The sequence below is a fragment of the Tateyamaria sp. genome (assembly GCF_059783535.1).
The window spans coordinates 1-12,895 of record NZ_JBYNDP010000033.1; the positions used below are offsets into that span (position 1 = coordinate 1).

Genomic DNA, 12,895 nt, shown 5'->3' on the forward strand with positions numbered 1-12,895 from the left:
TCCGTTGGCGACTTTCCCCAGAAGCGGGGTCAGCGCAGACCGGATCGTCAGGGGCATGTCGCGGGTGTAGGCATAGTAGGCAAGGCTCAGGCCCGTCACGACATAGATTGCCCAGGCATGGAAGCCATAGTGCAGGAAGGTGTAGCGATAGGCGGATGTTAAGGCTTCGGGCGAATTGCCCTCGACGTTGCCCGCAACAACGACAGGGTTCGATCCCCATAGCCCCAGCGGCTCAGCTGTCGCAAAGACCATAAGCCCTACACCAAGCCCGGCGCCAAACATCATTGAGAACCACGAGAAGTTGGAGAACTCGGGGACTGTATCGACGCCGCCTAGTTTTCGCCTGCCCGTGGGCAGTATGGCGAGGGCAAACAGGAAGAACGCAAATGCACCCACAGAGATGATGTAGAATGCATTGAAGCCCTGCAACAACGCCCAGTTCCAATCATCCAAAGTGCCGTTGGCACTGACCGGGAAAATGATGGCCCACAAGACCAGCGCAACCATGATCGCTTTGGACTTGAGAGCGATGGGAAGGCTGTAGCCCTCGTAGAACCCTGACTCCTGTGTGTTGATATCAAGGTCCGTGAACGGTTCCTTTATCGCCATGAGATTGGCTCCCTGTTTCTGAGTTGGCCTGCCATCTTGTGTGACGTCGGCACCAGCTATGGGTCATCATTTCGTATGGTTTAAAAACGACACCCGTCGTCCGCAGTTCACGCAGAGCGTGCATTTAGGGTGACAGGGTTCAGGCCGAATACTGGTGAATCAGCGACAGCAAACCGGTGTGATTTGACGCTTTTGAGCGGTCATTGCGTCCAACCTGCGAGGCCGTTCTTGATCGCTTCGGCAACCGCAAACACCGCGAATCTCAAAAAATGAGACGCTTTTGAGGGGCGAAATGGCGGTTTTCGATGCACACAGCGGCGCCATTTTTGAAAATCAACCGTCCTTTTTTCATATCAGAAACAAAAACGGCGTTCTGGTGTCCAATGCGACCTGTGCGGTAGTAATTAACACTTCGTTTATAAGTCCACCCGTGCTTTCCTCTTGTCATAAAAACGACAACAGGAAGGTAACCATGTCAATTCAACCACCATTGACGGAGCTTCCGATCAAAACCGCCGACTCGGGGTTTTATCGAGGGTTCAGCGTCAACGTTGCAGTCATCAGTAAGATCATCATCAGTATGCTCGTCGTCTGGTGTATCGTCTGGCCGACCGAGGCGGGCACGATTCTGGGCGACTGGAACAGCGTCATTCTGGAAAACTTTGCCGCCTGGTACATCTGGGTCGTCACGTTCTTCGTGCTTGTCTGTCTTGGGCTTGCCCTCTGGCCAACTGCTGGACGCTTGAACCTGGGCCAGCCGGGTGAGAAGCCCGAATTCAGCAACTTCTCGTGGTTCTCAATGATGTTTGGCGCCGGGATCGGCGTTGGCATGCTGACTTGGGCTGTGGCCGAGCCGGTGGCGCACTTCAAGAACAACCCGTCGGTCATTCAGGGTGCTACAACGGCGCTGGGTGAGGACAACGTGCGCGAGGCTTATGTCTGGTCGTTCCTGCACTGGGGTCTTGGTGCCTGGGCCTGCTATGCCATCGCAGGCCTTGCATTGGCGTTCTTCAGCTACCGCCGCGGCCTGCCGCTGACGATCCGTTCGTCACTTACGCCACTCTTTGGGGCGAAGCTGTCGGGCTTCCTCGGAAACCTGATCGACATCGTGGCCGTTGTTGCGACGATCCTAGGGGTCGCGCAGACGCTGGGCTTTGGTGTGGAACAGTTCGTCGCTGGTCTGACACGTATCGGGATCGGTGGCCTTATGGAGGAGAGCGGTTCTGCAACCACGCTGGGTATTATCGTGGCTCTGTTGGTTATCATGGGCGCCTCAACCCTGTCGGCGCTGTCCGGCGTGGGCAAGGGCATCAAGTGGCTGTCCAACATCAACATGGTGTTGTCGATCTTCCTGCTCGGCTTCTTCATCCTGTTCGGGGCAACGTTCTTTGGTGCTGCGGCCTTCTTTGTCGGCATCTGGGACTACCTGATCGCGCTGCCATGGCTCAGCTTCAACGTCTACGCATCTGACGGTGTCGAAGGATCCGAAGCGTTCCTGCTGGCACAATGGCAAGGCTGGTGGCCAGTGTTCTACTGGGCCTGGTGGATCGCCTTCGCACCGTTCGTGGGTCTGTTCCTGGCGCGAATCTCGCGCGGTCGGACAATCCGCGAGTTCGTGCTGGGTGCCATGATCGTTCCGTCGCTGATGTGCTTTGTCTGGTTCTCCTGGGCCGGCGGTACAGCCATCGACTTGGAACTGAACGGCGATGCAAATGGTCTGATCCTGGATGCGGCCAATGGCGACAAGATTTTTGCCATGACCGAGTTTATGCTAGCACCGATTGCACAATTCCTGGCCTGGGCCATGGCGGTTGTGATCGTGGTTCTGCTGATGACGTTCCTCGTGACGTCCGCGGACTCTGCCGTGTTGATCGTGAACACCATCAACGCCGCTGGCGACGAAGGTCCCAAGGCGCGTCCCCACATCCTGTTCTGGGGTTCAGCCCTTGGCCTTGTTGTGGCGGGCTTGCTGATCTCAGGCGGGACCGGGGCCATTCAGACTGCTATGGTGATCGGCGCGCTGCCGTTCTCCATCGTGATGGCGCTGATGTGCCTGGCTTTGATCAAGGCCATCTACAACGATGGTCGTCGTGAGGCCGCAGGCGTGCCTGCTGTGCATTCGGAAATTCCGGGTGCAACGGGCAATGGTCTGTCCCCGGCCGAATAAAGCCTGAATTTTCAGTTGTCCTTTGGGGCAACTGGGATAGCATCGAAAGGCCCTGACCATCCGGTTGGGGCCTTTTTCATGTCCAGACGGAGGACCGGCCAATGACCCTTGATCTTGAGTTTGTGCGCGCGCAGTTCCCTGCTTTCGCCGAACCTTCTCTTCAGGGGCAGGCCTTCTTTGAAAATGCGGGTGGCAGCTATACTTGCAGCCAAGTCATTGAACGTCTGTTTCGCTTTTACACGCAGCGCAAGGTGCAACCCTATGCCGATTACGAGGCGTCGCGGCTGGGCGGGCAAGAGATGGACGAGGCGCGTGTGCGTATGGCCGCCATCCTCGGGGTGGATACGGACGAGTTGAGTTTTGGACCCTCGACCACGCAGAACACCTATGTCCTTGCGCAGGCCTTTGCCGAGATGATGCACCCGGGCGAAGCGATCGTGGTGACCAATCAGGATCACGAGGCCAACACAGGCCCTTGGCGTCGTTTGGCAGACAGGGGCATCGAGATTCGCGAATGGCAGATGGATCCCGGCAGCGGCCATCTGGACACCAGAGCGCTGGAAGACCTGCTGGACGAAAACGTCCGGTTGGTCTGCTTTCCCCATTGTTCAAACGTGGTGGGAGAGATCAATCCAGTGACCGAGATCACCGCGCTGGCCCATGCTGCCGGGGCATTTGTCTGTGTGGATGGCGTCAGTTACGCGCCGCACGGGTTCCCGGATGTTGGTCATCTTGGCCCGGACATCTACCTGTTCTCGGCTTACAAAACCTACGGTCCGCATCAGGGTCTGATGGTTATCCGGCGGGCTTTGGCAGAGCTGCTGCCAAACCAGGGGCATTATTTCAACGCTGACAGCCTCTACAAACGGTTCACGCCCGCTGGGCCTGATCATGCTCAAGTGGCCGCATGTGCGGGCATGGCAGATTATGTCGACGCGCTTTACGATCACCATACAAACGGTGCTGACACACAAGTGTCCCCGCGGGGACAAGTTGTGCATGACCTCATGCGCGCCCGAGAAGTCGAGGCGTTGACCAAGGTCATGAATGCCGTGAAAGACCGTAATGATCTGCGTGTCATAGGTCCCACGGACCCGGCCACCCGTGCGCCCACCGTGGCGCTCGACTTGGGCCGTGACCCGGTCGCAGCGGCCGCCCAACTGGCGGATCATGGCATCATGGCCGGAGGTGGGGATTTCTACGCTGTCCGGGCGCTTCAAGCCATGGGAGTTGACCCAGACCAGGGTGTTTTACGCCTGAGCTTCACGCACTACACGAATGATGCAGAGATTGATCAGTTGTTGACGGCCCTCGACGCGGTGCTTTGACGTAAAGGCAACCTGCGACAACTTGATCCATCGGAGCACGTCCTACGTAAGCCTCGGTAAGAAAAGGAAACGGGGCCTTGAGCAGCACACCGATCATCATGTGGTTTCGCCGCGATCTGCGGTTGAGCGATCATCCGGCTTTGAAGGCGGCCTGCGACAGCAACCGGCCCGTCATTCCGGTCGTGATCCGTGATGCCAGTGTGGACAATCTGGGTGCTGCGCCAAAATGGCGTTGGGGCCTGGGCGTCCAACATCTTGCCCAGTCTCTTGCTGACAAAGGCAGCAGATTGATCTTCCGCTCTGGCGATGCGCTTGATGTCCTGCAAAAGCTGATCGCCGAAACCGGGGCAGGGGCGGTCTACTGGTCTCGTCTGTATGATCCGCAGGCAGTGGCGCGCGATACAGCGGTCAAATCGGCCCTGAAGGCCGGCGAGATCGACGCACGCAGCTTCGGCGGTCACCTGATGTTTGAACCGTGGACGGCGGAGACAAAGACTGGCGGTTTCTACAAAGTCTACACGCCGTTCTGGCGATCCGTAAAAGACCGGGACGTTGATGCGCCGCTGTCTGAGCCTGGGCGCATTTCAGCGCCTGATGCCTGGCCCGAGAGTGAGGAGTTGGCCGACTGGAACCTCGGCGCCGCGATGAACCGCGGCGCAGATGTGGTTCGCCCCCATGTACGGCTTGGTGAAGGCGCGGCACAGTCACGGCTTGGCGATTTTATCGACACCAGAGTCGCCGGTTACGTTGAGGGCCGGGATATCCCGGCCGAAGATCGCACGTCAAACCTGTCGGAAAACCTGGCTCTCGGTGAAATCAGCCCGCACCAGTGTTGGCACGCTGGCATGCGGGCTTTGCATGAGGGTAAAGCCGGGGCAGAGGTATTCCTGAAGGAGCTGGTCTGGCGTGAGTTTGCATATCACCTGATGCATCACACCCCCCACATCGTGGATCGCAACTGGAAGCAAGATTGGGACGGCTTTCCCTGGAACGAGGATGAAACTGAACAGGTCCTCGCATGGAAGCAGGGCCGGACCGGTATTCAATTCGTCGATGCCGCCATGCGCGAGATGTATGTAACCGGCCGTATGCATAACCGGGGCAGGATGATCGTGGCATCCTATCTGTGCAAGCACCTGATGACCCACTGGAGGATCGGCCAGCAATGGTTCGATGACTGTCTGATCGACTGGGATCCGGCCAGCAACGCGATGGGCTGGCAATGGTCTGCAGGCTCGGGCCCGGATGCTACGCCCTATTTCCGTGTGTTCAACCCGGTGACCCAGCTAGATAAGTTCGACAAGAACCGTGACTATGTCAGTCGTTGGATTGCCGAAGGACGGCGCAATCCTGCGGCTGAGGCACTGTCGTACTTCGATGCGATCCCGCGGTCGTGGAACCTGTCGCCCAATGACACCTATCCAAGCCCGATTGTGCCTGCGGACGAAGGGCGGAAACGAGCGCTAAGTGCTTATGAAAACCGTAATTTCTGATGACAACCGCGTGCGCATGGTTGCGCGGCTTAATGTGTCAAGCTAACTTGACAAAAACGCGAACGGGGAGCGTGCATGATCCTTACTACGACTGACGGCCAAACGGGCTTGCCACGCTATTTCGCCCGTGTTTTCAGCATGGCGCAGGGGATGAACAATGGCCGGGTGGATTTCATCCTGCCGGATGGCCGCCACTTCCGAGCCGAGGGACCGAAACCCGGTCCGGTGGCAGAGGTGCATATCCACAACAGTGACTTGTTTGCCCGGTTGATCCGCGAGGGTGACTTGGGTTTTTGCGATGCCTACCTGGACGAGTGGTGGAGCACCCCGGACCTGCAAGCGTTTATGGATTGGGTTCATGCCGACAACGACGACATCTATGATGGGTTTCCCGGTATGGGGCTGGTGCGCCGGTTCGAGAAGTTCCGCTTTTGGCTGCAACGCAACCACCGCGAGCAGGCGCGCAAGAATATCAGCTATCACTATGATTTGGGCAACGAGTTCTATGGTTTGTGGCTGGATGACACGATGACATACTCATCGGCCCTGTTTGAGACGGGGCAGGAAAGCCATGAGGCGGCGCAGATCGCGAAATACGCCAGCATGGTGGACCAGATGGGTGCGCAACCCGGGGATCATATCCTCGAGATCGGGTGTGGTTGGGGCGGGTTCGCGGAATATGCGGCCAGGGAACGTGGGTTGAAGGTCACCGGTCTGACCATCAGCGAAGAGCAGTTTAAGTATGCGCAAGACCGCATTGAAAAAGCAGGGCTTTCCGATGTTGTGAACTTCAAACTACAGGACTATCGAGACGAACTTGGCACCTATGACGGCATCGCCTCGATCGAGATGTTCGAGGCCGTGGGCGAGAAATACTGGCCCGTCTACTTTGAAACAGTCAAAGAGCGCCTAAAACCCGGCAAGAATGCCACGTTGCAGATCATCACCGTGCAGGACCGCCGTTGGAAGGTCTACAAGCGCGGCGTGGACTTCATTCAGAAGTATATTTTCCCGGGTGGTATGCTGCCCAGCCCATCGGTTCTGCGTCAGCAGATCACCAAGGCAGGTCTCGGTGTCGAGAGGTCTATCGAGTTTGGCCAAAGCTACAACATCTCACTCAGACGCTGGCATGAGACTTTCAACCAGAAGTGGGATCAGATTGCGGATATGGGATTTGATGACCGGTTTCGCAGAATGTGGAATTTTTACCTGACCTCTTGCGCGGCGACCTTTGAAAGTGCCAACTGCGATGTAACGCAGATCACGATCAAACGACCTGGATAGCCATGAAAGACCAAGAGAATGCCTAACGCAGCCAAGTTAGTGGCCGCCTTGGGCCTTGCTGTATTGGCCTTTGTCGTGTCGGGCCTGATCATGCCACTGTTCGAGGAAGACACGAATTTCGGCTGGTTTACCTATGTGAACATCGTAGTCGGGGCGATCACCGGTTGGATGGTGATCGGCTCGCGCGCGGGGCGTGGGATCACATCGGCGATCAATGTCGGGCTCACTGGTCCGATCGTCATGGTGTTCTGGGCGCTGTTCGTTCAGTCGTGCAACGAGATGGTTCGTATCGCGATGAAGAACCGGTACGATGGCGCGTTTGAGGCGTTGACGGCGATTTTCAAGATCGGATCAGAGTGGGCGATTTTGATGAGTACGGTGCCCATCTGGGCGACATTGTTTATCGGCGGTGTAATCACGGGTGTTTTGACAGAATATGCGTGGCGCACCTGGCGGTAAGACAATGAACAGTTTGTTTTGCTATGGCACGCTACAACACGTGCCGCTTCTTGAGTGTGTTCTGGGGCGGCCCGGCGATAGCATTGATTTGGCCCCGGCATCCTTGCATGACTACATCGCTTTGTCCGAGCCGGAGGGGCATTACCCGGTTCTGCGTCAACGTGCCGACGCCGAAACACCAGGTACTATTGTGCGTGGCATTGCGGCCGAGGAGTTTGGGCGACTGAACTATTACGAGGGTGGTTTTGATTACGAGTTGCGATCCGTTACGCTGACCTCGGGCGAGGCAGCGGATGTCTACATTCCGGGCGCAATGGTTTCATCCATTGACGAAGTCTGGGACTTTTCTGAGTGGCAAAAGCGTTGGGGGGCAATGACTGTCTGGGCCGCCGAGGAGGTCATGGACGGTTTTGGCAAACTGGATGCCGACGAGGTGGCGCGCCGGTTTCCGCGTATACGTGCACGTGCCTGGAGCAAGGTTCTGGCGCAATCGGGGCGACACGGGCAGGGGGTTTTGGACGGGCGCGTGGATATTGTTTCGCGGACTCGTGGCCACACGAACTTCTTTGCTATGGATGAGGTGGCGCTGCGCCATGAGACCTTTGGCGGCGACATGTCTGAACAAATCGAACGCTCAGTCTTTGTCTCGTCCGATGCAGCGATCGTATTGCCCTATGACCCGGTGCGGGATCGGGTTTTGCTGGTGGAACAGATTCGGCTGGGTCCAATCGGTCGGAACGACCCCGTGCAATGGCAAATGGAACCTGTTGCCGGATTGATTGATCCGGGTGAAACCGCGGAAGAAGCCGCGCGCAGGGAAGGGGTCGAGGAGGCGGGACTTGCTTTTCAAGCGCTTGAGCCTGCCGGTGAGTGTTATGCCTCGCCCGGGGCGGCGACCGACTTTTTCTACTTGTTTGTCGGGATCTGTGATTTGCCTGATGGCAGTGCCGGTATTGGTGGTCAGCAAGATGAGGGCGAAAACATCCGCAGCCACCTGTTGTCTTTTACTGATCTGCTTGAGATGGCCGATGATCGCCGGGTTGCCAATGCGCCGCTGGCGTTGCTCACCTATTGGTTGGCGCGCCACCGTGCGCGTTTGCGCGCTTCTGTGTGACCCAACGCGGCTTGAGGTCGCCGGATACCACAGTTACACCTTTCGTGAATGACAAAAGGAACTCGCCCATGCGTTACGCGCCTGATCTGGCTTCGGCCATTGGAAACACGCCTCTGATCAAGCTGCGCCGCGCCAGCGAAGAGACTGGATGCACGATTCTGGGCAAGGCCGAGTTCATGAACCCCGGTCAATCGGTCAAGGACCGCGCGGCTCTGTCCATTATACAGGAGGCGGTGGCCAGTGGCGAACTGCGCCCGGGCGGTACGATTGTCGAAGGGACCGCAGGCAATACTGGCATTGGCCTTGCGCTGGTCGGCGCGTCGATGGGATTCAAAACCGTCATCGTTATTCCTGAGACACAGAGCCAGGAAAAGAAGGACATGCTGCGTCTGGCTGGTGCCGAATTGGTGCAGGTGCCCGCCGCGCCCTATCGCAATCCGAACAACTTTGTGCGCTATTCCGGTCGTTTGGCCGAGGAGCTCGCCAAGACGGAGCCGAATGGTGCCATTTGGGCCAACCAGTTCGACAATGTTGCAAACCGCAAGGCCCATATCGACACGACCGCGCCCGAGATATGGGAACAGACAGATGGCAAGGTTGACGGGTTCATTTGCGCTGTTGGCTCCGGCGGTACGCTGGCAGGGGTGGCCGAGGTGTTGCAGCCGAAAGGCGTCAAGATCGGTTTGGCGGACCCAGATGGCGCGGGCCTGTTCAGCTACTACACCACCGGCGAGATCGCGATGCAGGGCAGTTCGATTGCCGAAGGGATCGGGCAGGTGCGTATCACCAAAAACCTTGAAGGGCTGACGCCTGATTTCAACTACAACGTTTCGGATGCCGAAGCTTTGCCCATCGTCTTTGATCTGTTGGAGCATGAGGGACTTTGCCTTGGGGCGTCTTCGGGCGTGAACGTGGCTGGTGCCATTCGTATGGCCAAGGATATGGGGCCGGGCCATACCATTGTCACCATCTTGTGTGACTTTGGCACGCGGTATCAGTCCAAACTGTTCAATCCTGAGTTCTTGCGGGAGAAAGAATTGCCGGTACCACAATGGCTTGAGCAAGGTCCTTCAAGTATTCCCGGCGTCTTTGAGGATGTATGATGGGTCTGACGTGGCTACGCGCTGCGCTTCTATCCGTTTGTCTGGCGCTGCTGGCAACGCTTGCAGTCGCGCAAGCTGACGGACCAGACTACGAACGGTGGCAAAACACGGCGACCCGTGCGGAACAGGCGGTTGAAGCGGCCCGCGCCTCGGACCAGGCATTTGAAATACTGAGGGCAGAGGTCGCCGGATGGCGGCAGCAGTTTCAAAACCAGCTGAATGCCAATGACAGCCGCCTGCAAACCCTGCGCGATCAGATTGCAGCGCTTGGTCCTGCGCCGGAGGACGGTCAGGACGAGGCCGCGGAGATCGCGGATCGCCGCGCCGAACTGAACGCACAGCTTGAGCGGCTGAGCACGCCGCGACGGACAGCAGAGGAGGCGTTCAGTCGTGCCAACGGAGTTATCACCGAGATTGATGACATCCTGCGCCAGCGCCAAACCGACGCGCTGCTGAACATGGGACCATGGCCGGTCAATCCAGCCAACTGGCCCGGTGCGATGCGCCATGCGCAGGACACGATGATTGCCATTGTCGCTGGTGTGCGGCAGGCATGGCATAATCCATCCCGCCGCTCGAATGCCCGGGATAACTTGCCGCTTATCGCCGTTTTGCTGATCGTTGGCGTCGTGCTTCTAGCACGGTCGCGGTATTGGTCGGAATTGCTGGCCGTCCGTATTCAAAGGTCGGATACCCGGTCAGGTGCCCGGGTGGCTGGGTTCATTGTGTCCCTTGGCCAAATCCTTTTCCCGATGTTGGGGCTGATTGCATTTGTGCGCGCGGTACGCGCCACCCAGCTCTTTGGCCCGCGCGGTGATCTGCTGCTGGACACGTTGGAAGTTGTGGGGCTGGTTCTTTTCTTTGCCCGCTGGCTCGCCAGCCGTTTGTTTCCCAAGGAGGATGCGCTGCGTGTGTCCTTTACAGTGCCGCCGCGTCGCCGGGCTGAGGGGCGCATATATGCCGTTACTCTTGGCATTGTTTTGGCGCTCTACATCCTTCTGGCGGAGTTTTCAGACTTCGACCGTTACGATGCGGGCTCGGATGCGGTTCTGAACTTCCCGCTGATCATTCTGGCCTGTCTGATGCTGACGCGCCTGGGCTGGCTGCTGCGCCGCCGCGTGCGCGACGCTGCAGAAGAGGCGGATCAGGAAGTTCCCTATGGTGATCGTATCATCGCCAGTGTTGGTCGGGTGGTCATCCTTGTGGGACTTGTCGCCCCAATTCTGGCGGCGCTTGGGTTCGGGGCGGCAGCAAAGTTCCTGACCTATCCCATGATCCTCACGCTTGCCCTGATCGGAATTGTGGTTCTGTTGCAAGGTGTTATCCGCGACACCTATGCAACACTGCGGCCGGGTGACGGGGCCCGAGACAGCCTTGTGCCGACCTTGCTTGGCTTTGTGGTCGTCCTGTTGGCGATCATTCCGCTGTCCCTGATTTGGGGCGCGCGTGTCACCGATCTGACAGAGGTGTGGGCAACGGTACGGTCCGGACTGACCATCGGCGACATGACCATTTCGCCCGGCAGTTTCTTTACACTCCTTATCGTCTTCACCGTCGGATACGTGATCACGCGCGCCGTGCAAAATGCACTCAAGGTGTCTGTCCTGCCCAAGACACGGATCGACCCCGGCGGTCAGGTCGCGATTGTGTCCGGCCTTGGCTATGTCGGTATTTTTCTGGCTGCCCTGTTTGCGATCACTGCAGCCGGCATTGACTTGTCCAGTCTGGCCATCGTGGCAGGGGCGTTGTCGGTCGGTATCGGCTTTGGCCTGCAAACTATCGTTTCGAACTTTGTGTCCGGCATCATTCTCTTGATCGAACGCCCGATATCTGAAGGCGATTGGATCGAAGTGGGTGGGCAGATGGGCTACGTCCGCTCGATCTCTGTCCGGTCCACGCGGATCGAAACCTTTGATCGGACGGATGTCATTGTTCCGAACGCAGATCTTATTTCCGGCACCGTTACGAACTATACCCGAGGCAACACTGTGGGGCGCGTCATCATCCCGGTCGGTGTTGCCTACGGCACTGACACGCGTCGGGTCGAGGCTGTGCTGAAAGAGATTGCGGATGCACATCCGATGGCCCTGGCCAATCCACCCCCGGCGGTTCTGTTCATGGGGTTTGGTGCTGACAGCCTTGATTTCGAAATCCGCATTATTCTGCGCGATGTGAACTGGATGTTGGCCGTCAAGAACGAGATCAACCACCAGATCGCTGCCCGGTTCGAAGAAGAAGGGATCGAGATACCCTTTGCCCAGCGGGATGTGTGGCTGCGTAATCCAGAGGTGTTGCAGGCTGGTCCCAAGACAAAAACACCCCCATCTGCGCCGCCGACCAAGGCGCATCTGGAAGAAAGCGATATGGACCCGGATATGCCGGCTGAAGATGGAGATGGCAGATGACAACGCCTTTGTTCCGCGACGACGCTTATACGCGCGATGCCAGCGGTGTCGTGACCGGTCATACGCCCGAGGGTGGGATAATCCTGGATCAGAGCATCTTTTACCCGACGGGCGGCGGGCAGCCGGGTGACAGCGGCGCGCTCAGCTGGGGCGGCGGGGCATTGAGCATCGCAACTGCGATCAAGGGGGATGGTGACAGTATCGTTCTTATCCCTGCGGAACCACGTGCATTGCCTGGTGTCGGCACGACGGTCATGCAAAGCCTCGATTGGGACCGCCGCTACGCCCATATGCGCGTGCATACGGCGCTTCACCTTCTGTCCGTGGCGCTGCCTTTTGGGGTAACGGGCGGGTCGATCGGGGCCGAGCGTGGGCGGTTGGATTTTGATATGGCAGACGCGCCGGAAGATCGTGACGGCCTTCAGGACGTATTGAACAGCCATGTGACCAGCGACCTGCGGGTGAGCGCTGAGTGGATCGATGAAGCGGAACTGGATGCCAATCCGAGCATGGTCAAGACATTGTCTGTGCAACCGCCGCGCGGGGCTGGCAAGATCCGTCTGATCCGCATCGGAGAAGGCGATGCAACGGTTGATCTGCAACCTTGCGGCGGCACCCATGTTGCCCGGACGGGTGAGATCGGCGCGTTGCGCATTGGTAAGATCGAAAAGAAGGGGCGGATGAACCGCCGCGTTTACCTGCATGTGGACGGATAAGAAAATTCGTACTTAACCTGCTTGCATCCCCATACCCGAATTGGATAGAGACGGCGGTGGACAGGTGGCCGAGTGGTCGAAGGCGCGCGCCTGGAAAGTGCGTAGGCGGGAGACCGTCTCGAGGGTTCGAATCCCTTCCTGTCCGCCACTCCTCTCAAGCGTTCCACCTGCGTTGTTGTGGTCGACGTTTTTTGTGCCGCCCCCAAACGCTATCTAT

The 12,895-nt window shown here is 58.1% G+C and carries 10 protein-coding genes and 1 tRNA gene; 10 read left to right on the top strand and 1 reads right to left on the bottom strand.

Translation table 11 applies throughout. The annotated features are described in order from the left end of the window. The coding region (locus AC6RA8_RS08755) for a BCCT family transporter (RefSeq protein ID WP_500352086.1) at positions 1–609 on the bottom strand (609 nt) is incomplete at its 3' end. Between the two features lie 472 nt (positions 610–1,081). On the opposite strand from AC6RA8_RS08755, the gene AC6RA8_RS08760 reads away from it, so the two are divergent. From AC6RA8_RS08760 to AC6RA8_RS08805, 10 genes are all read left to right on the top strand, one after another. Continuing rightward, on the top strand, positions 1,082–2,776 hold the full coding sequence (locus AC6RA8_RS08760) for a BCCT family transporter (RefSeq protein WP_500352088.1): 1,695 nt from the start codon (positions 1,082–1,084) through the stop codon (positions 2,774–2,776). A gap of 101 nt (positions 2,777–2,877) precedes the next feature. Then, a complete protein-coding gene (locus AC6RA8_RS08765; protein ID WP_500352090.1) occupies positions 2,878–4,104 on the top strand; it encodes an aminotransferase class V-fold PLP-dependent enzyme in 1,227 nt (408 codons plus the stop codon). 98 nt (positions 4,105–4,202) lie between these two features. Continuing rightward, entirely contained in the window at positions 4,203–5,597 is a 1,395-nt protein-coding gene (locus tag AC6RA8_RS08770) for a cryptochrome/photolyase family protein (RefSeq protein WP_500352134.1), read from the top strand. 75 nt (positions 5,598–5,672) lie between these two features. Further along, positions 5,673–6,881, top strand: a complete 1,209-nt coding sequence (locus tag AC6RA8_RS08775; protein WP_500352092.1) for a class I SAM-dependent methyltransferase — start codon at positions 5,673–5,675, stop codon at positions 6,879–6,881. Between the two features lie 18 nt (positions 6,882–6,899). Continuing rightward, positions 6,900–7,340 carry a TrgA family protein gene (locus AC6RA8_RS08780; RefSeq protein ID WP_500352094.1) on the top strand — a complete coding sequence of 147 codons (441 nt, stop codon included), beginning with the start codon at positions 6,900–6,902 and terminating at the stop codon, positions 7,338–7,340. Positions 7,341–7,344: 4 nt separating this feature from the next. Then, positions 7,345–8,454, top strand: coding sequence for an NUDIX domain-containing protein (locus AC6RA8_RS08785; RefSeq protein ID WP_500352096.1), 1,110 nt, complete (start codon positions 7,345–7,347; stop codon positions 8,452–8,454). A gap of 68 nt (positions 8,455–8,522) precedes the next feature. Beyond that, positions 8,523–9,557, top strand: a complete 1,035-nt coding sequence (locus AC6RA8_RS08790) for a cysteine synthase A (protein WP_500352098.1) — start codon at positions 8,523–8,525, stop codon at positions 9,555–9,557. Then, positions 9,557–11,962 carry a DUF3772 domain-containing protein gene (locus AC6RA8_RS08795; protein WP_500352099.1) on the top strand — a complete coding sequence of 802 codons (2,406 nt, stop codon included), beginning with the start codon at positions 9,557–9,559 and terminating at the stop codon, positions 11,960–11,962. Before AC6RA8_RS08790 ends, AC6RA8_RS08795 begins: the two co-directional genes overlap by 1 nt. Then, a complete protein-coding gene (locus AC6RA8_RS08800; RefSeq protein ID WP_500352100.1) occupies positions 11,959–12,678 on the top strand; it encodes an alanyl-tRNA editing protein in 720 nt (239 codons plus the stop codon). Before AC6RA8_RS08795 ends, AC6RA8_RS08800 begins: the two co-directional genes overlap by 4 nt. 58 nt (positions 12,679–12,736) lie before the next feature. Further along, a tRNA-Ser gene (locus AC6RA8_RS08805) sits at positions 12,737–12,826 on the top strand. The last annotated feature ends 69 nt before the right edge of the window (positions 12,827–12,895 follow it).

Coding starts and splice junctions, on each gene's coding strand:
- AC6RA8_RS08790 (WP_500352098.1), top strand. CDS start 8,523: ATGCGTTACGCGCCTGATCTGGCTTCGGCCATTGGAAACACGCCTCTG.
- AC6RA8_RS08765 (WP_500352090.1), top strand. CDS start 2,878: ATGACCCTTGATCTTGAGTTTGTGCGCGCGCAGTTCCCTGCTTTCGCC.
- AC6RA8_RS08785 (WP_500352096.1), top strand. CDS start 7,345: ATGAACAGTTTGTTTTGCTATGGCACGCTACAACACGTGCCGCTTCTT.
- AC6RA8_RS08775 (WP_500352092.1), top strand. CDS start 5,673: ATGATCCTTACTACGACTGACGGCCAAACGGGCTTGCCACGCTATTTC.
- AC6RA8_RS08800 (WP_500352100.1), top strand. CDS start 11,959: ATGACAACGCCTTTGTTCCGCGACGACGCTTATACGCGCGATGCCAGC.
- AC6RA8_RS08760 (WP_500352088.1), top strand. CDS start 1,082: ATGTCAATTCAACCACCATTGACGGAGCTTCCGATCAAAACCGCCGAC.
- AC6RA8_RS08780 (WP_500352094.1), top strand. CDS start 6,900: ATGCCTAACGCAGCCAAGTTAGTGGCCGCCTTGGGCCTTGCTGTATTG.
- AC6RA8_RS08770 (WP_500352134.1), top strand. CDS start 4,203: ATGTGGTTTCGCCGCGATCTGCGGTTGAGCGATCATCCGGCTTTGAAG.
- AC6RA8_RS08795 (WP_500352099.1), top strand. CDS start 9,557: ATGGGTCTGACGTGGCTACGCGCTGCGCTTCTATCCGTTTGTCTGGCG.